A 23,524-nucleotide genomic window follows, 5' to 3' on the forward strand; every position below is an offset into this window, starting at 1 on the left:
GATCCTCATGGACACCAAGGACGTGCCCAACGAGAGCGCCGCCGTGGCCCTCAATCACCACGAGCGGTTCAACGGCCGGGGCTACCCCCGCGGGGTCTCGGGGATGAACATCGGGAAGTTCGGGCTCATCTCGGCCATCGTCGACGTGTACGACGCCATCACCTCGGACCGCGTCTACCACAAGGGCATGCCGAGCCATCAGGCCCTGCAGAAGATCTACGAGTGGTCGAAGACCGACTTCTACCCCGTGTACGTCCAGAAGTTCATCCAGTGCGTGGGGATCTACCCCATCGGCTCGGTGGTGCGGCTCGACACGGGGGAGGTGGGGGTGGTGTGCCGGCAGAACCGGGCGGAGTTGATCCGGCCCTGGGTGCGGCTGGTGCGGGACCCCGAGGGGAAACCCCTCTCCCCGCCGGTGGACGTGGACCTCTCGGCCCCGGACCCCAACGGGGAGAAGCCCTTCGCCCGGACCATCGCGTCCACCCTGGGCCCCGGGGAGGCGCAGGTGGACGTGGAACGGGTGCTCGGCCTGGGGGAGCAGCGCCGGGCGGCGTAGTGGGGGGCGGATACAGCCGGGGGGCGTGGCCGTGACCCGGGCTCATTCCTCGGTGCCGGCCACGAACTCGTACCCCGCGAAAAAGGCCTCCACCTCGGCGTCCGCCTCGGCCGGCCGTTCGTCCCGCAGGGCCAAGACCAGTTGGTCCCGGTCGACCACCCGGGACACCGCCGCGAGCGCCCCGAGCATCACGGGCGCCACGTAGGCCGGCGACCCGTGGCGCAGGGCGAGTTCCAGGGCCGGGACCCACAGGATCCGGACGTCCCCGAACGCCGCCTCCACCGCGGCGCGGTCCGGATACCGGTCCCTCCGGAACCGGGCCTCGTAGGGCCGCACCTCCTCCTCGGACAACAGCGCGGTTCCCCTGGGCCGTAGGTACGGGGCGAGGCACAGCGCCTCCAGCCGCTCCAGCCCGATCACCACGTGGGCCCGGCCCCGAGGAATCTTGGGGCTCGGGCCGGCCGGGGTGCCGATCCGCACGTGCACCACCACCGGGGCCCCCACCTGGCTCAGGCCCGACTGGCCGAGGAGGCGGGCGTCGTAGCCCTCCCGGAGGGCCGCCGTGGCGAGGATCCGGCCGAGGGTGACGACACCCTGCCCCCCCACCCCCGCGGCCACGAGGTCGAGGGTCATGGCACGATCCTCCGGGCCCGGAGATTCCGGCGGATGGCCCGCCTGCCACACGCCTCGGCGCACAGCCCGCACCCCATGCACCGGGCCGCGTCGATGCGGGCCTTGCCCGTGGCCTCGTCGAGATCGAGGGCCGGGCAGTTCACGGCCTCGAGACACGACGGCGAGCACGAATCCACCCCCGTGCAGCGGTCGGCCCGGACGGCGTGGGGCATCACGGTGCGGCCCCGGAGCCGGCGCACGCAGGGGGCCTCGGCCACCACCACCTGCACCCCGGGGGACCGAAGGGCCGAGGCGAGGACCCTCGACAGCCTCCCGGTGAAATAGGGCAGGGCCTTTCGCACCCGGCGCACCCGGGCGGCCCGGGCGAGTTCCTCGATGCTCAGGGGGTGGGCCGGGGTCCCGGGGTCGGGGCGGTGCTGGGTCAGGGAGGGCTGGAACCCCGTCATGGCGGCGTGGTGGTTGTCGAGCACGAGCACGGTGAGGTCGAGGCCCTTGCTGGCCGCGTCCAGAAGCGGGGGGATCCCGGCGTGGAAAAAGGTGCTGTCCCCGAGCACGGCCACCACCGGCCGGTCCACGCCGGCCCGCACGAACCCCTCGGCCAGCGCGATGCTCGAGCCCATGGCCACCTCGGTCCGGCACAGATCGTGGGGCGGGTTCATGCCGAGGATGGTGCACCCGATGTCGCCGGTGACCACCACCTCGTCCTTGGCGAACCCGGCCCGGGCGATGGCCCGCTCCAGGGCCACGTAGGCCGACCGGTGGGGGCACCCCGGGCAGAACGTGAGCACCCGGGGGGCAAAGGAGCTCTTCGGGGGCGGCGGGGCCGGCACCGAGCGGGGGTCCCGGTCGAGGAGGAGGTCGATCGCCGCGGCCACGAGGTCGGGATCGAGGTCGCCGACCTCGGGCAGGACCCCCTGGCGCTTCCCCAGAACCCGGGGGGGCGTCGGGAGTTCCGCCGCCAAGGCCCGCACCCGCTCCTCGATCAGGGGGTCGAGCTCCTCCACCACGAGCACCCGCCGGCACCGGCTTAGAAACCCGAGGAGCCGCTCCTCGGGGAGGGGGTGCACGACGGCCAGCCGCAGCAGATGGGGCCGCTCGGCCTCCGGCAGCCCGGCCACGGCCTCCTCCACGTAGCCCCACACCGAGGCCGGCGCGATCACCCCGAGGGGGACGGTGCCCGGGGTCTCCCGGTTCCACCGGTCGAGCAACCGCCCGGCCCGCCCGAGCCGGTCCAGGGCATCGCGGTGCTGGGCCCGGCACCGGGCCGCCCCGGCCTTCGTGTACCGGTCGATGTCGAAGGGAACCCGGGGGCTGCGGCGGCTTCGCTCGGGGACCTCGACGGCCACGGGGCCCCAGGTGTAGGCCGTGGTGGTGGTGCCCCGCACCAGCACGGGGGTCTCGCAGGCCTCCGACACCTCGAAGGCGTGCCGGACCATCCGGCGAGCCTCGTCGGGCTCGCCCGGCTCCACCATGGGCAGGAACCCGAGCCGGGCGTAGAGCCGGCTGTCCTGCTCCACCATGCCGTAGTACACCCCGGGATCGTCGCCCACGTAGATCACGAGCCCGCCCACCGTGCCGGAGGTGGCGATGGACAGCAGGGCGTCGGACGCCACGTTGAGCCCCGACATCTTCATGGCCACGAAGCTTCGCTGGCCGGCCCAACTGTGGCCGGCCGCGATCTCCAGGGCCACCTTCTCGTTGACCGCCCACTCGGCCGTCAGGTGTTCCGGGGCGTTCGCGAGCAGGTACTCGAGGGCGGGCGTGGCGGGGGTGCCGGGGTAGCCGGTGGCCAGGCGGACCCCGGCCTCCAGGGCGCCGCGGGCGCAGGCCTCCACCCCGAGCAACGCCTGAGGAGACGAACCGCTCGTCACGTGGGTGTTCCTCCAACCCCCCGGGAAAAGGCGCCCTTTGGTAGCACGGCCGGCCGAATCGGGTCAATGGCCGCCGCCGGCGAGCCGGCGTACGGCGTAGAGGGCCTGGTGGCACGCCCGCTGGGCGTCCGAGGTGTCGCCGTGCACCACCGGGATCGCGCGGGCCTTCTGCCCTCCGGGGGAGAAGGCCCCGATCCAGAGACGCTCGGTCCCCCCGCGGGGCAGGAGCTCGTCCTCCCGGAACAGGGCCACCCCCACCTGGGCCCCGAACCGCTCGGCCGCCTCCCGGGCGAGGCCGAGGCACCGCCCGGCTGCGTCGTCCTCCCGGCCGAGTCCGGCGCCGGGGCCGAGGACCATTCCGCCGCGAAACGCCGGATGCCCCGCCTCCCGTAGCCACGAGGCCAGGGTGCCCGCCGACCACCCCTCGGCCGAGGCCAGGGTCCATCCGGCCGCCTCCACGGCCCGCAGGGCGACGAGGGCGTGGGTCTCGTCGTCGGTGCCGAACACGAACCGCTCGAGCCGTTCGCGCACCCGGGCCGCGAGATCCTCCACCAGGGCACGGCTCTCGCGTTCCGTGGGGCCCCGGGCGGTGATCACCACCTTGACCTCCCCCGGCGACGAAAGAAGGGTCACCTCGTGATCCTCCGCAGGGAGCATGAGGTCCCGCACGAGGTCCCCCACGGCGCTCTCGCCCAACCCCGAGAGCCGAAGTACCCGGGTCGCTGCGTGCCCGCCCCCGAACCGCTCCCGGATCCGCGGCGCCACCCACGTTCGAAACAGGTTCTTCAGTTCCCGCGGCACCCCCGGGAGCGCCACCACCCAGGTCCGTTCCAGGGCCAGGGCGAAACCGGGGGCCGTGCCCCAGGGGTTGGGGATCGGCTCCGCGCCCCGGGGAATCTCGGCCTGGACCCGATTGGACGCCGGCATGGCCACCCCGAACCGGCGGAACACCGCCTCGATCTCTTGGAGGAGTTCGGGCCGGAACTCGAGGGGCACGCCCGCGGCCCGGGCCACGGCCGCCCGGGTGCGGTCGTCCTCCGTGGGCCCTAGACCTCCCGTGAGCAGGACCAGGTCGGCCTCCCGGGCGGCCTGGCCCACGGCCTCGGCGATGCGGGCCTCGTCGTCGCCCACGACCCACTTCCGCACGGGGGTTACCCCGAGGAGCCGGAGTTCCCGGACCAGCCAGGGGCCGTTCGTGTCGACCCAGGTGCCGAGCAGGAGTTCCGAGCCGATCACGACGAGTTCGGCGGTGGGCATGGCGGCACCCTCCGTGCGGGCTGATACCAAGTCGCGTTCAAAGCTACCGTTTCCTGATTCGTCCCGGTAAGGGGCCTGGTGGAGCGCCGGGCGTGGCTCCTACAGTGGCCGGATGCCGCACTCACGCACGGCCGTAACCAGGCCCCTTGCCGAGCCCCCGGGATGGGTGTCTGTTTGGGCGCAACTTGGTATGAGACCCTTGCCATCGTCCTGCTCCTGGCGACCCCGGTCCGGGCATGCTAGCATGGAGTGCGCGCGCGGCGAAGCCCGGGGGGGAGGCCGACGGGGACGCCATGGCGGGAAAGATCGTGTATGTGGATTTCCGAAAACGGAAACCCACCCGGTCCGGGTTCGGGGGCGGGCCGAGGTTCGTTCTCGGGGTGTTTGCGCTGGTTCTCGTGGCGGAGCTTCTCGCCGTGGCGGTCTGGCATCCCGCGAGCATCGGGTCGTCGTTTTTCGGGCCCACGGTGATCGCGGTGGCCGTCCTCGTTACCGTCGCCATCCGACGGGCCGTGGCCCGGTACCGGGTGGGACGGCTCTATCGCCAGACCTTGGGGCGGGACGACCCCAAGTCCGACCGGACCCTTCACTGATCGATCCCGGCACGCCGGGAACGAACCCTTCTCCTCCGGAAACGCATGCCCAGACCCCTCCACTTTTCCCGTTCCAACGGCCCGGTGGACGAGGCGATCGACCGCCTCCTTGAGATGGCCGGGCCGGTTCACCACCCCGACCTTGTGCGCGAGATGATCCTCGCGGCCCTCAAGGCCGGGCAGGAGACCGAGCACCGGGCCGACCTGCGGCTCATGAACATCACCCTCAAGGAGATGCGGTTCACCTCCAAGGTGTTCGGGCCGTACCGGGGCATCCGGAAGGTCACCGTGTTCGGGTCGGCCCGCACCCGGCCCGACGAGCCCATCTACGCCATGGCCCGGGAGTTCGGCCGGGCGCTGGCGGAGGCCGGGTTCATGGTGATCACGGGCGGCGGCCCGGGGATCATGCAGGCGGCCCACGAGGGCGCCGGGCCGGAGCGCTCGTTCGGGGTGAACATCCGCCTGCCCTTCGAGCAGCGCGCGAACCCGGTCATCGAGAAGACCCCGCGGCTCATCACCTACAACTACTTTTTCAACCGGAAGGTGGCGTTCCTCAAGGAAGCCCACGCGGTGGCGCTGTTTCCCGGCGGGTTCGGCACCCTGGACGAGGCCATGGAGACCCTGACCCTGGTCCAGACCGGCAAGCAGCCCCCGATCCCGCTCGTGCTGGTGGACGAGCCGGGCGGGACCTACTGGATCCGGTGGATCGAGTTCTTCGAACGGGAACTCCTGGCGGAGGGGTACATCAGCCCGAGCGATCTCTTCCTGTTCGAGCGGGTCGAGTCGGTGGACGACGCGGTGGAGAAGATCCAGCGGTTTTACCGCCGGTACCACAGCCTGCGGTACGTGAACGGGAGGCTCGTGCTGCGGCTGACACAGACCATCACCGAGGAGCAGGCGGCCCGGCTGGCCGAGGAGTTCTCGTCGATCCTGGTGCCGGGGGGGACCATCCGGGTCTCGGGCGCCCTGCCGGAGGAGGCCGACGAACCGGAACTCCAGGGGTACCCCAGGCTCCTGGTGGACTTCGCCAAGCGGGACTTCGGGCTCCTGCGGAGGCTCATCGACCGGTTGAACGAGATCTGAGCCATGGAGTGGTGGACCGAACTGGAGCGCCACGCCCGGCTCCGGCGGCGGCGCAAGCGGATGTGGGCCGCCGCGGCGTTTGCGGTCCTCACCCTGGTGGGGGCGGCCGGGGTGCGTTGGGCGCCCCGGTTCGAGTCCCCGGGGCCGGTCGAGCGGGCCGAGGTGCCGGAGGTGGCCTCGGTGTGCCAGGACGTGCTGTGCCGGATCTCCTGGCCGACCCCCGAGTGGAACGCGGAAGCCGGCGTCTACGAGGAATGGGTGGGGGACCACCGGGTGGTCTACACCCTGGAGCACGAGCTCCAAGAGGAGGCCCTGGGGGTGTTTCGGCGGTACCGCGTGCCCTACGGCGCGTTTGTGGCCGTGGAGCCCGGTACGGGGAGGGTGCTGGCGTTGGCCGAGTACTCCCGGGAGGAGCCCGAACTCCGGGACTTCTGCCGCCGGGCCACGTACCCGGCCGCGAGCCTGATCAAGATCATCACGGCGAGCGCGGCCCTCGAAACCGGCAAGGTGACCCCCGAGACCCGGGTGCGGTTCGAGGGGAACCCGTACCGGCTCTACCCCCGGAAGATCTCGCCCGCGAACCGGTGGCGGGAGAACAACGTCCACACCCTGGCCGAGGCCCTGGCCACCTCGAACAACGTGGTGTTTGGGAAGATCGGGGCCGACGTGGTGGGGAGCGTGCGGCTCGACGAGGCGCTCCACGCCTTCGGGTTCAACCAGGAGATCCCCTTCGAGTTCCCTTTGCAGCCGAGCCGGGCCACGGTGCCGGCCGAACGCTACCCCCTGGCCCGCACGGCGGCCGGGTTCGGGGAGGTGTACGTGAGCCCGGTGCACGCCGCGCTCCTGGCCGCCGCCGTGGGGAACCGGGGCGTCATGATGCGGCCCCACGTGGTGGACCGGATTGAGGACGCGGGGGGCCGGGTGGTCTACCGGGCCGCGCCGGCCCCCTGGCGCCGGGCCGCCCCCGAGGACGTGGCCCGAAAAGTGGCGCGGATGATGGTGCGCACCGTCACCCGGGGCACCTCGGCCAAGGTGTTCTACCGCTATGCCCGGCGGCTCCGGCGGGAGGTGGGGGTAGCCGGGAAGACCGGGAGCCTCACCGGCGACGACCCGCCGGGCAAATACGAGTGGTTCATCGGGTTTGCGCCGGTGGACGACCCCCAGATCGCGGTGGCCAGCCTCGTGGTGAACCAGGAACTCTGGCACATCAAGGGCACCTACGTGGCCCAGGCCGTCATGAAAGAGTTTTTCGGGATGTGACCATGGAGAGGGAGGACGTTCGAGATCTCAAGCCGCTCATCGAGATCCGGGACATGGAGATCGACGACCTGCCGGCCGTGTTTCACCTGGGCGAAAAGGTGTTCACGGCCGAGGTGCCGAACCTCTACCGCACCTGGGACGAATACGAGGTCACGGGGCTGTTCCACACCGAGTCGGATCTGTGCCTGGTGGCGGAGGACCGGCAGACGGGAAACCTCGCCGGGTTCGCCATGGGAACCACGGTGTCGAAGCCCCGGTCGGCCTGGACCTACGGGTACGTGGTCTGGATGGCCGTAGACCCGAGGTACCAGAAACGGCGGGTGGGGGAACGGCTCGTGAACCGGCTCGTGCAGCGCATGGCCGACGAGGGGGTGCGGATCGTGATGGTGGACACCGACGCCGACAACGAGGCGGCCCTGCGGTTTTTCCGGTCGTTGGGGTTCGAGCAGCCCCGGGCCCACGTGTACCTCAGCATGAACCTGGACGAGTTGCGGGAGCGCCGCAGGCGAAGGAGGGACCACCATGAGGCCAGGTGAGGTGGACGAGGCGCGACTCCGGGATCTCTTCTGGTCTTTGGTGGAGGTCTACAGCCCCTCGGGCAAGGAAGAGGGGGTGCTGGCCTACCTGGAGGAGTTCCTCTCGGAGCAAGGATGCCCCTACGGGGTGCAGCCGGTGGACGAGAACCGCTACAACCTGCTCCTGGGAAACCCCGACGCGCCCCTCGTGTTCGTGGGACACGTGGATACGGTGGACGCCTGGGACCTGGAGGACTACGGACCCGCCGAGGGGGACGAGGACTGGATCGTGGGCCTCGGCACCGCCGACATGAAGGGCGGGTGCGCGGCCATCGTGGAAGCGTACCTGGGCCTCCGGGCCGAGGGATTGGGCCGGGCCGTGGGGGTGGCTTTGGTGGTGGGCGAGGAGGAGGACGGCGACGGGGCCGACGCGTTTCTGGCCGAGTTCCGCCCGGGGCGGGCGCTGGTGGCCGAACCCACCGATCTGGTGCTTTGCGTGGGCCACTACGGGTACCTGGAGGTGCAGATCTCGGCCACCGGCCGGCGGGCCCACGCCAGCGTGCCCCAGCGGGGGCAAAACGCGGCCGAACGCCTCCTGGCAGGGCTTTCGGCGCTCACGCGGGCCCCCCTGTTCTCCGAGGCCGCCGGCGAGGGCCCCGTGCTCAACATCCGCCACCTGGAAACCACGAACCCCGGATTCGCCGTGCCCGCCCGGGCCGTGGCCTGGGTGGACGTGCACGTGCCCCCGGACCTCGACCTCGCGGCCGTACGCGAGGCCGTGAGCACCGCGCTGGCCGATGCCGACGGCCTCGAGGTGGAGTTTCAGACCGAGGATCCCGGGTACCGGCTCCCGGAGGACGACCCGCTGGTCGAGGTGTTCCGCCGGGTGGGCCGGGGCGGCGTAGGGGCGTTTCGGAGCCACAGCGATGCGAACCGGTTCCACCGCAGCGGGGTGCCTGCGTTCGTCCTCGGGCCGGGCCGCCTGGAATTCGCCCACGCGGAAGACGAGCGGATCCGGTGGGGGCAGGTGGTCGAGGCGGCGGCGCTCTACCGCGTGCTCGGCCGGGAATACCTGGCCGCTTGCGGGCCCCGGCCGGCCTGATAGGCTGGTCGTAACCCCAGTGGAGCGGCCGCCCGCGCCGCCCGGAAAGGATCTGTGATGACGGAGGAAGTCCTGCTCTACGACGTGGAGGTGGCCGCACGGGAGGTGGCCGAGCGCACCGGCCTCGAGGTGGAGGCGGTGGAGGAGATCCTGGAGGCCGATTTCCTGTTCCACTGCGCCCTGGGGGTCTACGAGATCCCCGACGATGAGGAGGGACAGGAGTTTATGGCCGAGGTCATGAAGCTCCAGAAGGCCAACGCCGATCTCCTGCCTCCGGCCGGGACCGACCTGGACGAGATCGAGGACCTCGAAGACCGGCTCATCACCTTCGTGGCCCGGCTCACGGGCGCCGAGCCGGCCACCATCGAGGAGGTGCTCGACGAGCACATCCTCTACCTGGAGGAGAAGGGCTTCATCGAGCCCGAGGACGAGGACTGATCCGGGCCGGGCCGGCGCCTACCGGCCCGACCCGCAGGCGGCCCGGGGCCCTTCGGCGTGGCCGATCCGGAGTCGCCCCAGGGCCCCGTCGTCCAGGGGACCCCGTACCGGCAGAGGCGGCGCCTCGTCGCCGGCGCCCCGGACCTCGACCCGGATCTCGCCCCGGGGTTGATGGGCGTACCGGAGGAGCATGCGTCCCACGAGGGCGAGGTCCTCCGCGCCGGCTGGCTCCCGCAGCAGGGCGGTGGGGCCCTTAAAATCCGCGCCCCGCACCAGCGTCGAGCCCGCGTCGGCCGACCGTTCCAACGCCTCGTTCTCGCCTTGGTTCCTCCCCAGCACCACCTTGAGCCCCGGCCGCAGTCGGAAGTGCCGGCCCACCCGCAGGAGCCGCACGTCCTTGAGGTCGTAGCCCGGCTTGTGCTCGAAGAGATCCTTGAGTTTGGCGGCGAAGTCCGGGTCGGTCAGCAGGCACCCCCCGGCCGGGCAGGGGTAGTCGGTGACGCCCAGGTCCTCGGCCAGCCGGATCTGCTCCTTGCGGGAGCGACCCCGGATCGCCAGCAGCTTCTCCCGGTCGACCCAACCCTCCCGTTCGGGAATCGTCGGCTCGAAGTGGTGGGCGGAGAGAGGTCGGAGCACGAGCCCCTCGGTGCCGCTCTCCCGCTCGATCAGCTTGAGCACGGGTCGGCGCTGGCTCATAGGCCTCTGCCCCAGCACCTCGCCCGTGACCAGGAACTTCGCCCCCTCCTCCTCCATGAGGGCCTTGGCCTCCCGGTGCATGAAGATCCGGCAGTCGATGCAGGGGTTGAGCCCCCGGCCGTAGCCGTGTTTGGGGTTTTCCACGATCTTGAGGTACTCCATGCCCTTGTACCGCACCCGGATCGGGATGCCGAACTCCCGGGCCACCCGCACGGCCTCGTGCTTGCACGAGCTCGACTTGGCTGTGCAGTTGCAAAAGGGGGTCATGAAGTTGAGGGCCACGACCTCGATGCCCTGGTCGAGCATGAGCTTCACCGCGAGCGTCGAGTCGAGCCCCCCCGAAAGGAGCGCGATCGCCTTCACCGCCATGGGGTCCTCTCTGATTCTTGATTTTTTAGATCCGGCAAAGTGTAGGCGAAGACGAGCTGCCATGTAAAGAAATGGCGCGGCGAAAGGGCCGTCTTTCCCCGTGGCGTCATGGGAACGAGAGGGGGGGCGGGCGCTCGCGTCGAGCGGACGACCGAACCCCGGGCGGGGCCGGTGTCCGGACCGTTTCCCGTTCTACGGTCCCACCGCCACCTCCACCGGACCGGCCGGGCACCCGGCCCAGTCCCCGGTGAGGGTGAGGACCCCGGGGGTCGACGGGGTGACGGTGTTCCTGGTGACGTCGGCTGCCCCGGCCGGGGAAGCGGTCCAGGCGAACCGGTCGGACCAGTCCTCGCCGCCCGGCCCCGTGACGGAGAGGGTAAGGGGGACCCCGACCCGGGCGGGGAGGGGGGAGGCGGTCGCGGTCACGCCGGGGCACCGGGGGGCGAGGTCCACCGGGCCCACGGGGCAGGCTCCCCCGGCCATCTCGGCCGACACGGTCCGGGTGCCGGGACCGGTGAGGTCGAGGGCCCGTCCGGCCAGGGGAACCCCATCCACGGCAAACCCGTACCGGGCGGTCAGGTCGTCGGGCCCGTCCAGGACGAAGAGTCGTACCCGGTCGCCCACCGCCGGGTCGGGCGGGTCGAAGGCGATCCGGGCCGCCGGACAGTTCACGGCCAGATCCAGCCCGGCCACGCAGCCGTTCGTGTCCTCGGCCTCGATCCGGCCGGGGCCGGGGCCCCGGGCCTCGATCTCCACCGTGGGCCCCAGGTCGGCCACGATGGCGACCACGGGGGGGTTGTCGGCCGTCCAGGTGATGCCCCCGACCACGCCCGAGGCCGTCACCGTGGCCCGGTCTCCGGGCCGGAGGTCCCGGTCGGGGGCGAGGCTCAGCGCAAGGCCGCAGGTCACCGACACCTCGGCCTCGGCCACGCATCCCGCGGCGTCGATCACCCGAACCGTGGCCGTGCCCTCGGCCCGGGCCTCCACCACCCCCGAGGAATCCACCCGGGCCACGGCCGGGGCCAGGCTCTCCCACACCGGCGTCCCCTCGGCCCCCGACACCGTGAACGCCCCCGTGGTCCCGGGCCGAAGCGCCAGCACGGGGGGATCCACCGCGAGCCGGCAGCACCGGGTGCAGAGCGCAAGCCGGGTGTCGGCCCAGGCCGGGTCGTACCAGAGGGCGGCGCCGCCCGGGTTCTCGACCCCCTTTTCCGCCGTTACCGCCCCGTACCAGCGCCAGGGGCCCTCGAACCGCACGGTCCCCTCGGCGTAGAGGGCGGCCCGGGCGTGGGCGGGGAGAGTGCCCGCGGCGACGGGCCCGGGGCCGGGGGCCGGGCCGAGGGGGAGTTCGCCTCGGGCCGGGGGGGCCGCGGCCTCGTCGTAGCGTGCGTCCTCGGTGCCGGGGGCGTCGGCCGCCAGGGCCTGGGTTCCTCCCGGGGCCCCGAACACCACGTTTCCGGCCACCACCAGAAGCCCCTCGGTGTAGTAGTCGCCGGTCACCCGGTAGGTGGGAAGGTCGGCCGGGGAGGCCGCATCGAGGAGAGCGTTGGATCGCAGACCCGCCGGCGCGTCCACGAAGAGGAACCGGCCGTCGTGGAGGGCCGTGCCCGTGCCCGGGCCGGGCAGCGCGGTGATCTCCTGGAAGGTCGCCTCCACCCCGGTGCGGGGGTTCCGGAGCCGCCCGCCCCCCGTGGGCTCCCAGTACACCCCCCGGGCTCGGGCGAGGAGCCGGAGTCGGTCGGCGTCGAGGCGGGTGCCCAGGCCGGCCGCGGCCGGGACCCGCTGGAAGTAGTTGGGGTGGCCGGCGCTCACCCCGGCCCCCGCTCCGCCCGGGGTGAACGGCTGATCCATCTCCCCACCGGCGGCCAGGGGCGTGCCCCCGACGAAAACGGTCCCCCCGACGTAAGCGTTGAAAAACCGGTCGCTCCGGTCGGTGCCGAGGAGCGGCACCCCGGGTTCCTTGGCCAGAAGCGCCGGCGGGTCGGGGAGCCGGAGGTCCCCGACCACCAGGGCGTCGCCGCCGTGGGTCACCAGTTCACCGTCCCAGTCGGCGAAGCTCGCGGCGGGAAAGGGCAGGCAGACGGGCAGGGGCGGCACCAGCAGGGCCTCGGCCACGCAGTTTCGGTCGGCCGGATCGTCGGGGTCGTGGTAGGTGGCCCGGAGGGTCACCACCCGGTCGGCCGGGGCGAAGAGCCGCCCGCTGCCGGGGCGGTCCCCGGGGTCCTGGGTCACCGTGAGGCGCCCCTGGAAATAGGGGCTGTCGGTCGCCGGGGTGCCGTGCACGTCCGACTCGAAGAGGTCGGGTCCCTCCTCGTCGAGCACCGTGCCGTCGGCATCCACCACCTCCACCACGAGCCCGCGGGTGGTGCCGGCCGTACGCACGATGTCGTCGGCCGCGTAGTCCCGGACGTTCTGGTCGCAGTCCTTGACCCGGAAGAACACCTCGCTCCCCTCGGCGGCGCAAAGGGGGGTGTCCTCGGCCCGGGGGTTGGCCGGCGCGGGGGTGGGGTCGTCGGCCACCGGGCTGATCCGGATCTCGGAACAGGTGGTGTCCACCGATACCGCGGCGGAGGCGCAGGCGACGCCCCCCAGGGCCGTGGCGCTCGCCCGGTCGGGCACGTAGGCGGCCACCCGGAACCGGTCGCCGCTCTGGGCCGTGCCCACGTAGAGCGGGAGCCGGGCCTCCAGGCCGGCGCCGGCCGCCGCGAAGGTGACGAGACTGCGGTCCACCGGGCCGTTGCGGTCGAAGCTGGGCCGGCCGAGGCTTCCGGGTTCAGGCTCGATCACGAGCTCCACCGTGGTGCCGGCCGGCACGCACTGGGTCACCACGACCTCGAGGCTCCCTTCGCAGGCCCGGTTCCACGAGGCGGTGGGCACCCCGGCGGCGTCGAGCACCTGGACCCCGCAGCCGGTGCAGGGGTCGAGCCGGACCGGAAGATCCACGGCGGCTCCGGGGTCCCACGAGGGGGTGAGCCGCACCCGGGGGAAGTGGGGAAGCCCCCCGACCGTGCAGGTGGGCGCCCGGTACGCCACCGCGAAGGTGCCGGAGGCGGCGGACGGGTCCGGCAGCACGATGTCCACCGAGTCCGGGGAGAAGGCCGCCCGGTTCCCCGGCGAGGCGATGGCCCCCTGGTCGGGGGCCGGCCCGGGGCCGGTCGCCAACTCGGCCTCCACCCGTTCGCCGGTGCCGGCAAGGGTGTACAGGGGATTCTCGCACCCGTCCTCCACCCCGAAGGTGTCTTCCACGGGTACGGGCGGGTCGGGGCAGTCGGTGAACGCCGCGGTGGCGATGCGGGCCGTGGGACCGGTGAGCCGGCGGGGGTGGAGCACCACCTCCAGGTCCACCCGTCCGGGCAGCGTGGGCGACGAGATCCAGGCCGGGAACCGGTTGGGGTCGACGGGCGACCGCGTCACCGCGTATCTGCGGTGGGGATCGGTGGGCGCCTGGTACCGGATCGTGCCCTCCGGTTCGTCGAGGGTCCGCCGGCTCAGGGTGCCGAACTCGGGATCCGGGCCGATCTCCAGATCCGTCGGGTGGGCGGCCGCATCGGCCGGGGTCACCGGCCGGTCGCAGGCGTCGAGGACCCGGTACCCGGTCTCGGCCATACCGCCGCAGCTTTCCACCTCGAGGAGGGCCTGGTCGAAGGAGATCCTGGCGGGAAGTCCGGGCCCGACGGCGACCCCCACGGAGGTCTGGTCCGGGGCGCAGGACCCGAAGGGGGTGAGGAACGTGGGCGGCTCGGCCGTTCGCGCCGTGACCGTGTACGTTCCCTCGGGAAGCCCGGCGCAGTCGGGGGGCCAGACGATCTGGGTTTCGGCGTAGCCGTCGGCGTCGGTTGCGGCCTCGGCGGCGGCCAGGGTTGCCCCGTGGCCCGGGGGGCCCGCGATCTCAAACCGCACGGTCCGGCCGGTTTCCGCCACGGCGCCCCGGAGCACCCGGAACCGCACCGGCGTGGTCGTGGCCCGCAGATCGGGCGCCCGCAGGCCGGGCAGGGCCGTCGCGGGTACCACCCGGGGGCAGTCCCACAGGTTCCGGGGCGTCACGGCGGTGGTCAGCCGCACCTCCCGGGCGGGCGCCCTGGCGTCGGGGCGCGCCGGCCGCGCCACCGCCCGGATCTCGATCCGGCGCACCAGGGCGTCCAGCGGAACCCCGGCCGCGAGCCGGGGGCTCGTGGAGCGGTCCACCCGGTCGAGCCACTCGTCGTCGCCGTCCCCGTCGAAATCGCCGAGGTACCGGAACAGGGGTTCCCCCAGGTCGGGGTTCGCCAGCAGGAGGGCCACGGCCTGGTCGGCCCCGCCGTTCACCTCCCGCATGAGGGTGTAGAACGGCTCTCCGGTGCGGCGGACCAGCCGGAACCGGTAGGTTTCGGCCGGCGAGGCGGCGTACGCCCCGGCCGGGAAGGTGGCCAGGGGATCCTGGGGCCCGGCCCCTGGCACGGGGGCCCCGGGGGGCTGGGCGTCGTGGTCGCCGGAGAGATCGGCCGTGAAGGTGATCTCGTGTTCGTGGGCCACCAGGAGCCGGGGTTGGCCGGCCCCCACCTCGGCGCCGGCCCCGAGGCTCGCGAGCGCCCGGGCCAGTTCGTCCACGGCCACCCGGGCGTTCTGGCGGGCGTCGGTTACGTCCTCCTGCACCCGAAACGACCGCTCCTGGGCGAGAAACGCCTGGTACAGGAGCGACAGGAACACCCCGGCCACGGCCAGAGCCACGAGGAGTTCCACCAGGGTGAAGGCGCGCCGGCCACCGGCGCCGGTTCCCGGCGCCGGCCTCCGGGAGACCCCGTCAGTCCTCATGCCCCACCTTCCATCCCCCGAGGGTCTGGTCCGGAAGCCCGGCCCGCCGGATCTCCACCTGGGCCAGCCCGCGGCTCGGGCCCACGGCGCCCGTAGACGTCAGCCGGTAGCGCCCGGGCGCGGTCTCCTCCGCCGTCACGCTGGCGCGGCCCGTGCCCCCCGACACGGGAAAGTCCCGGTCCCAGGCGGCCGGTGTCGTCGCGTCGGCGTCCCCGGCCGGGGCCGTTCCGGCGGCCAGGGCCGCCGCCCAGGGAAGGAGCGACATCCGGTAGGGCCCCCCGCCGGGGGCGCGGTCGAGGACGAGGGTGACGGTTCCGGCGAGAAGGGAGTTCTCCGAGTCGGCCACCCGGTACGAGGCCCCGGAGGCGTCCCAGAGGGTCCAGCCGGTCCAGGTTCCGGGCGGGGACACCAGGGCCCAGGCGGGGTCCGACACCTCGACCCGGTTTCCCGCGACCGCGGGGGCCGGGAGTTCCCGCGCCAGGACGAACCGGCCCCCGGTGGGGGGCGTGGCCGAGCCGAGGACGAACCGGGCGGCGTCGCGGGGGCCGCCGCAGTCGGCCACGAGGTAGGCGCCGCCCGCCGCGTCGTAGAGGGTGAACCCGACGTAGGGGCACGACAGGGCGTCCCAGGGGGCGGGCGGGCCGATGGGGGTTACCACGGGCACCTCGACGGATCCCGGGCCGAGGGGGGTCGCGGTCCCCAGCTTCCCCCACCCGCGCGCCGCGTAGTACCGCGCCTCCTCGAGGCCCGCCTCGGCCACGTAGGCGGCGGCGGCCGCGTCGCGGTCTCGGGCGCTGATCTGCACTTCCAGCGTCGTGGACTGGATCGCCGCGGCCCCCAGGAGGCTCAGGATCGCGAGCAGCATCAGGGTGGCGGCCAGGGCGAACCCGGCCCGGGAAGAGGGGCGTGGGGGGAATCGCGGATTGGAGGTGCGTTCGGCCGGTTGCATGGCCTCCCCAGGGGTGCGAGACGGCGGGCCCCGTTCCGTGGGGAGGATTTGGCCGGTCCTGGCGGGTCCGCCGGCGGTCCGGGAACCCTACCACACCGAGACGACGGCGCAAGCCCCGGTGGGAACCCCGGGGGACACGGAGGGGCGGAAGCCCTCCGGGCTCGGCTTGCCCAGGCGAGCAAAACCGGGTAAGGAAGTGCGTGTGCGCCCGGGAGGCGCCCCACCGGAAACCGGTTTCTCGGGGTAGCGCGGGTGGGTTCGGAAGAAGGCCCAAGGGGCGCCGCCCGGCCGCCCCGGGCATGGAGGGACGCAGTGGAGAACCAGGTAGATCTGTTTGCCGACGCCCTCGCGCGCCTGGAACGCGGCGAGGCCGCGTGCCTCGCCACGGTGGTCGCCGCCGCAGACCCCGCCCTGGTGGGCGCGAAGGTTCTGGTGGGGCCGGACGGCCGGGCGCGGGGGACCACCGGCGACCCCACCCTGGACGGCCGGATCCGGGAAGCCGCGGCCGAGTGCCTGGAGGCCGGACGCAGGGGGTGGGCCGAGATGCCCGAGGGGGTGCGGGTGTTCTTCGACGTGCTCCGGCCCGAGGCCTCGGTGCTCCTGTGCGGGGCCGGGCACATCGCCGTGCCGCTGGCCCGGTTCGCCCGGGAGGTGGGGTTCGGGGTCACGGTGCTCGACGACCGGCCGGACTTCGCGAACCCCGAGCGGTTCCCCGGTTGCCGGGTCATCGCCCGGGACTTCCGGGAGGCCCTGGCCGAGATGCCCCTCGGGCCCCACTGGCACGTGGTCGTCATCACCCGGGGCCACGAGCACGACGCCGACTGCCTGGAACTGGTGCTCCGCAAGCCCACGGCCTACGTGGGGCTCATCGGCAGCCGGCGCCGGGTGCGGTTCGTGCTGGACATGTTGGGGCGCCAGGGGATTCCCCGGGAGCGCCTGGAGGACGTGTTCACGCCGATCGGGCTTCCGATCGGCGCCGAAAGCCCCGAGGAGATCGCCCTTTCCATCGCCTCGGAGCTCGTCTGCGTGCGGCGCAAGGGTCCCGGGCAGGCCAGGGCGCTCCGGGGGGCCGTGGGAGGTGGGGCATGACCGACCGGGAGATCCTGGAAACCGCCGTGACGCTGCGGCGTCGGGGGGTGGGGGCGTGCCTGGCGACCATCGTGGGGGCCGCGGGGTCCACGCCCCGGGAGGTGGGGGCCAAGATGATCGTCTGCGCCGACGGCACGACCTACGGCTCGGTGGGGGGCGGGTGCGGGGAGAGCCAGGTCAAGAGCGCCGCCCTCCGGGCGCTCTTGACCACCGGCAAGCCGGAACTCCTGGAGGTGGACCTCACCGACGATATCGGCACCAAGGGGGGCGACGTGTGCGGCGGCCGGATGTGGATCTTCGTGGAGCCCCTGTGACGACGCTGCTCCTGCCCTCGTTTCGGTCGTGCTTTTTCTGCGGCACCGAAAACCCGCGGGGGTGGGGCATCCGGTACCGGGTCGAGCCCTCGACGGGCCGGGTCGAGGGGGCGGTGCGGGCCGACCCGGCCTTCTGCGGGTACCCGGGCGTCGTCCACGGCGGCATCCAGGCGGCGCTCCTCGACGACGTGATGTACTGGGCCGTGGCCTGGCGCGCCGGGACGAGCTCGGTCACGGTGGGGCTTTCCACCCGGTTCCGGGCCGTCGCGCCCACCGGGGCGGAGCTTCGGCTCGAGGCCCGGGTGGTCTCGTCGGACGAACGCGACGTTCGGGCCGCCGGCACCCTGCTCGGCCCCGACGGCAGGGTCCTGTGCGAGGCCGAGGGCACCTACCGCCTCCACGCCCGGGAGGTGTTCGAGCGCGACATGCTCCCGTTTCTGGAGTTCGGGGGGTGCCCTCCCGAGGTGGTGGGGCGGTTTCGTGGGCGGGGATAGGGCGGGAACGGGCCGGCGCTAGCGCTTCGCCGGTCCCTTCCCCCCGGGAAACTCGATCACCTTGGGGCCGGCCGGGGGCGGTTCATCGGGCCGTTCCTCCGACACGGGCTCCTCGGGCTCGTCCCGGAACGCCGCCGGGTCGGGCAGGCGCTCGATCCGGATCGGGGTGCCCCCCATGGTGAACGGTTCGCCGTCGATCTGGGAGGGTTCCAGGATCCAGGTCATCTCCTGGAGGGGCACGGTGAGCACCGTGAATCGGATGCGGCGCCACCCCACCTTCACGTCGGGCAGGATCTCCTCGACCCGCGCGAAGAACGCGGGCTTCTCCTCCACGTGGACCAGGATCACGTCCCCGGGTTGCACGCGGGTGTCCATGGGGGTCCCTCCTCACGAATCCGCCGGGGGAAGGATCGGGATCTTCCCGGCCCGCACCAGGGAGGCGTTCTGGAACTGGGGCCGGTGGGTCACCTCGACGCCCACCCACGGCGGCAACTCGATGTCCTCTTCGGGGTGCTTGAGCTCCACCTCGGCGATCACGAGACCCCGGAACGGGTCGTCGAACACGTCCACCTCCCACACGTGGCCTCCGTGGAGCACCAGGTGCCTCGTTTTCCGGATCACCGCGGTGCCTTCCACCCGCATCTCCAGGAGCGCCTCCGCCGCCTCGGGGGGGATCTGCACGTTCACCTCCCGCCGGGCCGCGAGCCCGGGCCCCTTGACCGTTAGGACGCCCCGGCCGTCCTCGAGCCGCACCCTTACGACGGGTTCGAACCCGAGGTAGGCCTGGGCGATCCGCTTGCCCCGGGGAAGCGGCGGGAGGGCCTCGGGCCGCACCAGGAATTTCCGCTCGTACTCCCAGGTGATCATGGCGCGAGGGCCTCCGACCCCGGGTCGTGGCGGGCCCGAAACGCGGCGGCCCGGCCCGGGGACCGGGTGGCGTAGCAGTACAGGCACCCATGGGGGCAGGTGTCGTAGGCGCCGATGTCCACCGAGGGGGCGCACCGGCACCCGTTTCGCTGCCCGGGATCCCTGCGGCCCGACACGGGGAGGCCCCAGACCCGGTGGATCCAGTTTTCGTCGATACACGCCCCGGCCGGGATGCCTGCGGCCTCCAGCGGCTCGCAGCAACTCTGGAGGGGGAGTCCCTCCCTCCGGGCCTCCTCGGCCAGCGCCGCCGCGAGTTCCCCGACGCCTTCTTCCACGGGCTCCAGGCCGGCCCGGGCGAGCCTCTGTTCGGCCGCCCGGTAGGGGTCGTACCAGCTCACGATGGCGTGGTCCACGTGGGGGGCCAGGCGCGCGGCGAGCCGGCCGAAGTTCTCCCGGTGCCAACGGGGGTCGAGGCCGAGCCCGGGCACCACGAGCACGGGGTCGTACCGCCAGGCCACCCGCCCGGGCCCCACGAGCCGGGCGAGCCGTCCCACGGCCTGGATCGCGTCTTCGGTCGGCGGGGCCGCGGGCTCGAGGGCGCGGGGATACCCGGTCACGGTCACGAGCCAGAGGGTCCGGATCCCGTCTCGCTCCCACCCTGGCAGGTCGTCCAGGAGGGGTCCGGGGTTCCGGGTCCAGAGAACGAGCGCGTCCATCGCGCCCCGGGGCGCCGGCCGAAGGTCCACCTCCCGCACGGCCGAGGGCCGGAAGGGATGGCGCACCCGGGCCCGGCCCTCCCGGATCCGGCGGCGGAGCCACGGGGCGTACGCGGCCGGGAGGTCGGTCCGCCGGCTCGCCGACACGATCACCGCCGCCCCCGGGAAAGCACGATCAGGCCCACCGCGTTCACCACGAAGTGGGCCGTCGTGGGCGCCAGGATCCCCCCCGTGGCGAGGGCCGTCCCGCCCAGGGCGAGGCCCGCCACGAACGCCCACACCCCCCAGGGCCAGAGCCCCTCCCGGGGAACCCAGTGGGCCAGCCCAAAGAGGGCCGACGACCCCCACAGCCCGGCGTAGGGAAGCAGGATCGCACGGAACACGAGCTCCTCGGCGAGCGCGCTCAACACGGCGAGCAAGATGGCGTCCACCGGATGGAGCCCCCGGACGAGGCGGGCGAGGAGCGCCTCGAGCCGCCGGCCCCAGGCCGTGCGCCGCGTGAGCACCTGGCCCACGGCCGTGAGGAGCGCGCCCACCCCGAGCCCCCACCAAAGGCCCGAAACCGGGTCGCGGCCGAGCACCAGGGCGCCGTAGGCGGAATGCCCGTAGCGCACCAGGGGCGTCTCCAGGTGGGGCAGCACCAGGAGCGCCAACGCGGCCGCGCCCGCGTAGGCGAACGCGGCCGGAAGCAGGGGCGATCGGGGGACCGTGGTTTCCACGTTCTCCTCTGGCGACGGGGCGATTCCGGCGGGCACGCCGCCGGCGGACGGGGGCGCGCGAAGGCGCCGGGGGCACGGGCGTTCGTAGGTGGCGACGCCGGAACCGCGAGTGGTTTCCGCCTCGTAGCGCCCGAGCCACAGCGGCGTGCTATTACTCCGGCGGCTAAATAGCCACGGTCGGGGGCATGGGGCCTGCTGGAGCGCCGGGCGTGGCTCCTACAGTCGCTGCATCCGGCACTCAGCCAACGACTGGGACTCTTCCGGCCCAGCAGACTGACGAAAACGCCCAGAGTTCCTGAACGGTTCCGTCCATCCGGCTGAGTGCCGGATGCAGCGTAAGCCGGATGCCGCACTCACGCACGGCCGGAGGCAGGCCCCATGCCCTCGCGATCTCCTTGCGCGCCTGTATTGACGCCGGGTCAATAGTGTACCTTGGCGGGGGCCCTGCGAAAAGCGCCCGGCCGGGGTTCAGATCTGCCCGGGGTCGGCCGAAACGGAAAGGGCGGTGTGACCCGACCGGAGGACGAACGCCCCATGACCGCCCCGCTCGCCGATCGCGTGGCCCGGCTGATCGACGACCTGCCCCGGCTGCCCGCCGTGGCTCAGCAGGCCCTGGCGCTGCTCGCCGACCCGGCGACCGAGCCCGAGCACCTGGAGGCGGTGCTGGCCCGGGACCCGTCGCTCTCGCTTCGGGTGCTGCGGCTTGCAAACTCCGCCTACTACCGCCGGTCCCGGGAGGTCCGGACGCTTTCCGCGGCCATCGTGTTCCTGGGGTTTCGCACCCTCCACACCCTGGTCCTCACCTCGGCCGTGCAGCGGGTGCTGGCCGGGGCCGGGCGCCTGGCCGAGCCCCTGTGGCTCCACTCCTACGGGGCCGGCATCGCCTGTCGGGAGTGGGCGCGGCGGACCCGCGGCGGTGACCCGGAGGAGGCGTTCCTGGCGGGGCTCTTCCACGACGTGGGCAAGGGCGTGATCGCCCTGCGGTTTCCCCGGGTGTACGACGAGCCGGCCGGGGTGGAGGGGGAGGCCAAGGCCCTGGGGTTCGATCACGGGGAACTCGGCCGGGTGCTCCTGGAGCGGTGGGAGTTGCCGGGGGCCCTGGCCGAGGCGGTGGGGTCGCACCACGCCGACGAACCCGACGGCCTGGGGGCGGTGGCCCGCCTCGGCGACTGGGTCGCCTGGGCCGCGGCCCCCGGGGTGGGGGCGCCGGAGCCCGAACCCCCCGCGGGCGTGGCCGACGACGAGCCGCTCCTGGCCGAGATCCGCGAGGCCGTGGCCGCAGCCGTGGCCGAGGAGGGGACGGCGTGAGCGGGCCGGAGCGGTTTTCGTTCCTCGACGAGATCCGGGAACTCCCGAGCCTTCCCCAGGTGCTGGTGGGGGTCTCCCGGGTGGCCTCGGACCCCACCTCCAGCGCGGCGGACCTGGCCGGTGTGATCCTCAAGGACCAGGCCCTCACGATGAAGGTGCTTCGGGTCGCCAACTCGGCCCGCTACGCCGTGAGCACGGCGCGGGTCACCACCGTGTCGCGGGCCGTGGTGCTCCTGGGGTTCGAGTCGGTCCGGGCGATCGCCCTGGGGCTCGGGGCCTACCACCTGCTCTCGAGCCTCCGGCGGGGCGGCGAGATCCTGGAGGGGTTCTGGATCCACGCTGTGGCCACGGCCGTGGTGGCCCAGGAACTGGCCGACCTGCTGCGCTACGACGTGCCCGAGGAGGCCTTCGTGGCGGGGCTTCTCCACGACGTGGGAAAGCTTGTCCTGGCCCACCGGTGGCCCGACCGGGCCGCCGGGGTGTACGGGGCCGGAGCCCGGGGCCCCGCCCTGCTGGCGGCCGAAAAGCGGGCCTTCGGCGTGGCCCACGTGGAGGTGGGGGCGGAACTCGCCCGCCGGTGGGAACTGCCCGAGGTGCTCCAGGCGGCCATCGCCCGCCACCACCGGACCTTCCCGGCCCCGCCGGCCGACCGGGGAGACCGGCTGGCGTTTCTCGTGGGCGCGGCCAAGGCGCTGGCCGAGCCCCTGTGGGGCGGCGCCGAGCCCCACCGGGAGTTGGCCGCCTCCATGGCCCGGGTGCTGCGAAAGCCCGTGGGCATGGTGCTCGGGGCCCTGGGGCGGGTCCCGGCGAAAATCCGGGAGTACGCCCGGTTTTTCGAACTTCGGGTCGAGGACCTCAAGACCTACACCCTCTGGGTGGAGCAGGAGAACGAGCGGCTCCAGGAGATGTTCGCCGGCCAGGAGGCCGAGCGCCGGCGGGCCGAGCGCCGCGAGGCGGAACTCGCCGCGGTGCGGGAGATCCAGGAGTTCATCCTGGATGGGTCCCCGGCCAGGGACGTGGCGGGCCTCGTCCTTCGCCGGATCCGGGAGGTGGTGGGGGCGTCCCGGGTGCTGGTTTTGACCGGGTCCGGCGGGGAACTCTCCCCCCTGGCCTGGGATGGCGACGTCACCCCCGAGTTCGCGGAGGCCCTCTCCGGCGCCCCCGAGCCCGGCGGGGCCCTGGAGGCCGCGCTTCGGGGGGAAGCCCTGTGCGTGGTGGACCGGACCCTTCCGTACTACGAACGGGTCCTGGCGCCGGGGGAGGCCGCCGCCCTCGACGTGCGGTGCTTCGCCCTCGTGCCCCTGGGGCCCGGCGACCGGCCCGGGTTCGTGCTCTACGCCGACCGGGAGGACGACGACGAGCCGTTCGGCGACGACGAACTGGAATCCCTGGCCACCCTCGGCCGCCTGATCCCCCTGGCGGCCCGGGCGGCCCCGCGCTGACCCTTTACAGCCGCCCCCCGAACCTGCTATAAAGCGCTTCTTCAAGCCGGGATAGCTCAGTCGGTAGAGCAGCTGATTCGTAATCAGCAGGTCGTCGGTTCAAGTCCGATTCCCGGCTCCAGTCATTTCAAGGGCTTGCGGTCACCCGGCCGCAAGCCCTTCGTTGTTCTTGGGAGTGGGCAATACGATCCGGGCGTCGGCCACCACGCAACCGTCGGGGCCGCAGAAGACGGGGTTGAGGTCCACGGAGTCCACGGCCGGGCCGAGGTCGTGGGCCATCTCCGAGAACCGCACCAGCAGGTCCACCAGGGCCTCCCGGTCGGCGGGGGGCGAGCCCCGGAAGCCCTCGAGGAGGCGCCGGCCCCGCAGGGCGTCGAGGGCCGAGGCGGCGTCGGCCGGGGTCATGGGCGCCATGCGGATCGCCACGTCCTGGTAGATCTCGACCGCGGTGCCGCCGATGCC

23 protein-coding genes and 1 tRNA gene are annotated in these 23,524 nt (G+C 73.2%); 13 read left to right on the top strand and 11 right to left on the bottom strand.

Annotated elements, in window-relative coordinates; all coding sequences use genetic code 11:
- Nucleotides 1-556 (top strand): HD-GYP domain-containing protein (locus ACY0I8_RS08440; protein WP_461394380.1); only part of this gene is annotated, 556 nt, incomplete at its 5' end.
- Nucleotides 557-598: 42 nt separating this feature from the next.
- Here the strand turns inward: ACY0I8_RS08440 and ACY0I8_RS08445 are convergent.
- From ACY0I8_RS08445 to ACY0I8_RS08455, 3 genes are all read right to left on the bottom strand, one after another.
- The gene (locus ACY0I8_RS08445) at nt 599-1,189 is read right to left on the bottom strand and encodes a 2-oxoacid:acceptor oxidoreductase family protein (RefSeq protein WP_459941451.1); all 591 of its coding nucleotides are present in this window, start codon (nt 1,187-1,189) and stop codon (nt 599-601) included.
- Entirely contained in the window at nt 1,186-3,060 is a 1,875-nt protein-coding gene (locus ACY0I8_RS08450) for an indolepyruvate ferredoxin oxidoreductase subunit alpha (RefSeq protein ID WP_459941450.1), read from the bottom strand. The genes ACY0I8_RS08445 and ACY0I8_RS08450 overlap by 4 nt, the downstream gene beginning before the upstream one ends.
- A 63-nt stretch (nt 3,061-3,123) precedes the next feature.
- The gene (locus ACY0I8_RS08455) at nt 3,124-4,317 is read right to left on the bottom strand and encodes a molybdopterin-binding protein (protein WP_459941449.1); all 1,194 of its coding nucleotides are present in this window, start codon (nt 4,315-4,317) and stop codon (nt 3,124-3,126) included.
- A gap of 293 nt (nt 4,318-4,610) precedes the next feature.
- Here ACY0I8_RS08455 and ACY0I8_RS08460 point away from each other — a divergent pair, with 293 nt between their 5' ends.
- From ACY0I8_RS08460 to ACY0I8_RS08485, 6 genes are read left to right on the top strand one after another with little or no spacing between them, the layout of a single operon-like run.
- A complete protein-coding gene (locus tag ACY0I8_RS08460; protein ID WP_459941448.1) occupies nt 4,611-4,910 on the top strand; it encodes a hypothetical protein in 300 nt (99 codons plus the stop codon).
- A gap of 45 nt (nt 4,911-4,955) precedes the next feature.
- Nucleotides 4,956-5,993 (top strand): LOG family protein, encoded by a 1,038-nt coding sequence (locus ACY0I8_RS08465; protein ID WP_461394381.1) that lies wholly within the window; start codon nt 4,956-4,958, stop codon nt 5,991-5,993.
- Nucleotides 5,994-5,996: 3 nt separating this feature from the next.
- Entirely contained in the window at nt 5,997-7,253 is a 1,257-nt protein-coding gene (locus ACY0I8_RS08470) for a penicillin-binding protein 2 (RefSeq protein WP_459941446.1), read from the top strand.
- A 2-nt stretch (nt 7,254-7,255) separates the two neighbouring features.
- On the top strand, nt 7,256-7,789 hold the full coding sequence (locus tag ACY0I8_RS08475) for a GNAT family N-acetyltransferase (RefSeq protein ID WP_459941445.1): 534 nt from the start codon (nt 7,256-7,258) through the stop codon (nt 7,787-7,789).
- Nucleotides 7,776-8,870, top strand: a complete 1,095-nt coding sequence (locus tag ACY0I8_RS08480; RefSeq protein WP_459941444.1) for a M20 family metallopeptidase — start codon at nt 7,776-7,778, stop codon at nt 8,868-8,870. The genes ACY0I8_RS08475 and ACY0I8_RS08480 overlap by 14 nt, the downstream gene beginning before the upstream one ends.
- 57 nt (nt 8,871-8,927) lie before the next feature.
- Nucleotides 8,928-9,308 (top strand): hypothetical protein, encoded by a 381-nt coding sequence (locus ACY0I8_RS08485; RefSeq protein ID WP_459941443.1) that lies wholly within the window; start codon nt 8,928-8,930, stop codon nt 9,306-9,308.
- Between the two features lie 18 nt (nt 9,309-9,326).
- On the opposite strand, the gene ACY0I8_RS08490 is transcribed toward ACY0I8_RS08485, so the two are convergent.
- From ACY0I8_RS08490 to ACY0I8_RS08500, 3 genes are all read right to left on the bottom strand, one after another.
- Nucleotides 9,327-10,373, bottom strand: a complete 1,047-nt coding sequence (locus ACY0I8_RS08490; protein ID WP_459941442.1) for a hypothetical protein — start codon at nt 10,371-10,373, stop codon at nt 9,327-9,329.
- A gap of 192 nt (nt 10,374-10,565) precedes the next feature.
- On the bottom strand, nt 10,566-15,164 hold the full coding sequence (locus ACY0I8_RS08495) for a prepilin-type N-terminal cleavage/methylation domain-containing protein (protein WP_459941441.1): 4,599 nt from the start codon (nt 15,162-15,164) through the stop codon (nt 10,566-10,568).
- Complete coding sequence (locus tag ACY0I8_RS08500) at nt 15,154-16,113, bottom strand: PilX N-terminal domain-containing pilus assembly protein (RefSeq protein WP_459941440.1); 960 nt, start codon at nt 16,111-16,113, stop codon at nt 15,154-15,156. The genes ACY0I8_RS08495 and ACY0I8_RS08500 overlap by 11 nt, the downstream gene beginning before the upstream one ends.
- A gap of 312 nt (nt 16,114-16,425) precedes the next feature.
- On the opposite strand from ACY0I8_RS08500, the gene ACY0I8_RS08505 reads away from it, so the two are divergent.
- From ACY0I8_RS08505 to ACY0I8_RS08515, 3 genes are read left to right on the top strand one after another with little or no spacing between them, the layout of a single operon-like run.
- Entirely contained in the window at nt 16,426-17,202 is a 777-nt protein-coding gene (locus tag ACY0I8_RS08505; protein WP_459941439.1) for an XdhC family protein, read from the top strand.
- Complete coding sequence (locus ACY0I8_RS08510) at nt 17,199-17,516, top strand: XdhC family protein (RefSeq protein WP_459941438.1); 318 nt, start codon at nt 17,199-17,201, stop codon at nt 17,514-17,516. Before ACY0I8_RS08505 ends, ACY0I8_RS08510 begins: the two co-directional genes overlap by 4 nt.
- Nucleotides 17,513-18,010, top strand: a complete 498-nt coding sequence (locus ACY0I8_RS08515) for a PaaI family thioesterase (RefSeq protein WP_459941437.1) — start codon at nt 17,513-17,515, stop codon at nt 18,008-18,010. Before ACY0I8_RS08510 ends, ACY0I8_RS08515 begins: the two co-directional genes overlap by 4 nt.
- Nucleotides 18,011-18,028: 18 nt before the next feature.
- Here the strand turns inward: ACY0I8_RS08515 and ACY0I8_RS08520 are convergent, their stop codons facing one another.
- From ACY0I8_RS08520 to ACY0I8_RS08535, 4 genes are read right to left on the bottom strand one after another with little or no spacing between them, the layout of a single operon-like run.
- Complete coding sequence (locus ACY0I8_RS08520) at nt 18,029-18,385, bottom strand: hypothetical protein (RefSeq protein ID WP_459941436.1); 357 nt, start codon at nt 18,383-18,385, stop codon at nt 18,029-18,031.
- Nucleotides 18,386-18,397: 12 nt separating this feature from the next.
- Nucleotides 18,398-18,877 (bottom strand): CYTH domain-containing protein, encoded by a 480-nt coding sequence (locus ACY0I8_RS08525; RefSeq protein ID WP_459941435.1) that lies wholly within the window; start codon nt 18,875-18,877, stop codon nt 18,398-18,400.
- Nucleotides 18,874-19,746, bottom strand: coding sequence for a DUF1848 domain-containing protein (locus ACY0I8_RS08530; RefSeq protein ID WP_459941434.1), 873 nt, complete (start codon nt 19,744-19,746; stop codon nt 18,874-18,876). The genes ACY0I8_RS08525 and ACY0I8_RS08530 overlap by 4 nt, the downstream gene beginning before the upstream one ends.
- Nucleotides 19,743-20,312: a CPBP family intramembrane glutamic endopeptidase gene (locus ACY0I8_RS08535; protein WP_459941433.1), complete on the bottom strand. Its 570-nt coding sequence runs from the start codon at nt 20,310-20,312 to the stop codon at nt 19,743-19,745. Before ACY0I8_RS08535 ends, ACY0I8_RS08530 begins: the two co-directional genes overlap by 4 nt.
- Nucleotides 20,313-20,819: 507 nt before the next feature.
- On the opposite strand from ACY0I8_RS08535, the gene ACY0I8_RS08540 reads away from it, so the two are divergent.
- From ACY0I8_RS08540 to ACY0I8_RS08550, 3 genes are all read left to right on the top strand, one after another.
- Entirely contained in the window at nt 20,820-21,620 is an 801-nt protein-coding gene (locus tag ACY0I8_RS08540; protein ID WP_459942397.1) for an HDOD domain-containing protein, read from the top strand.
- Nucleotides 21,617-23,062 (top strand): HDOD domain-containing protein, encoded by a 1,446-nt coding sequence (locus ACY0I8_RS08545; protein ID WP_459942398.1) that lies wholly within the window; start codon nt 21,617-21,619, stop codon nt 23,060-23,062. The genes ACY0I8_RS08540 and ACY0I8_RS08545 overlap by 4 nt, the downstream gene beginning before the upstream one ends.
- Before the next feature lie 45 nt (nt 23,063-23,107).
- A tRNA-Thr gene (locus ACY0I8_RS08550) sits at nt 23,108-23,183 on the top strand.
- Between the two features lie 20 nt (nt 23,184-23,203).
- On the opposite strand, the gene ACY0I8_RS08555 is transcribed toward ACY0I8_RS08550, so the two are convergent.
- A partial coding sequence (locus tag ACY0I8_RS08555; RefSeq protein ID WP_461394382.1) for an acetate--CoA ligase family protein occupies nt 23,204-23,524 on the bottom strand: 321 nt, incomplete at its 5' end.

This window comes from Deferrisoma sp. (genome assembly GCF_054681715.1).

What these genes read in the sequence shown, in the direction of transcription:
- ACY0I8_RS08445 (WP_459941451.1), bottom strand. Translation starts at nt 1,189, where the DNA reads ATGACCCTCGACCTCGTGGCCGCGGGGGTGGGGGGGCAGGGTGTCGTC.
- ACY0I8_RS08455 (WP_459941449.1), bottom strand. Translation starts at nt 4,317, where the DNA reads ATGCCCACCGCCGAACTCGTCGTGATCGGCTCGGAACTCCTGCTCGGC.
- ACY0I8_RS08460 (WP_459941448.1), top strand. Translation starts at nt 4,611, where the DNA reads ATGGCGGGAAAGATCGTGTATGTGGATTTCCGAAAACGGAAACCCACC.
- ACY0I8_RS08465 (WP_461394381.1), top strand. Translation starts at nt 4,956, where the DNA reads ATGCCCAGACCCCTCCACTTTTCCCGTTCCAACGGCCCGGTGGACGAG.
- ACY0I8_RS08470 (WP_459941446.1), top strand. Translation starts at nt 5,997, where the DNA reads ATGGAGTGGTGGACCGAACTGGAGCGCCACGCCCGGCTCCGGCGGCGG.
- ACY0I8_RS08475 (WP_459941445.1), top strand. Translation starts at nt 7,256, where the DNA reads ATGGAGAGGGAGGACGTTCGAGATCTCAAGCCGCTCATCGAGATCCGG.
- ACY0I8_RS08480 (WP_459941444.1), top strand. Translation starts at nt 7,776, where the DNA reads ATGAGGCCAGGTGAGGTGGACGAGGCGCGACTCCGGGATCTCTTCTGG.
- ACY0I8_RS08485 (WP_459941443.1), top strand. Translation starts at nt 8,928, where the DNA reads ATGACGGAGGAAGTCCTGCTCTACGACGTGGAGGTGGCCGCACGGGAG.
- ACY0I8_RS08490 (WP_459941442.1), bottom strand. Translation starts at nt 10,373, where the DNA reads ATGGCGGTGAAGGCGATCGCGCTCCTTTCGGGGGGGCTCGACTCGACG.
- ACY0I8_RS08495 (WP_459941441.1), bottom strand. Translation starts at nt 15,164, where the DNA reads ATGAGGACTGACGGGGTCTCCCGGAGGCCGGCGCCGGGAACCGGCGCC.
- ACY0I8_RS08500 (WP_459941440.1), bottom strand. Translation starts at nt 16,113, where the DNA reads ATGCAACCGGCCGAACGCACCTCCAATCCGCGATTCCCCCCACGCCCC.
- ACY0I8_RS08510 (WP_459941438.1), top strand. Translation starts at nt 17,199, where the DNA reads ATGACCGACCGGGAGATCCTGGAAACCGCCGTGACGCTGCGGCGTCGG.
- ACY0I8_RS08520 (WP_459941436.1), bottom strand. Translation starts at nt 18,385, where the DNA reads ATGGACACCCGCGTGCAACCCGGGGACGTGATCCTGGTCCACGTGGAG.
- ACY0I8_RS08525 (WP_459941435.1), bottom strand. Translation starts at nt 18,877, where the DNA reads ATGATCACCTGGGAGTACGAGCGGAAATTCCTGGTGCGGCCCGAGGCC.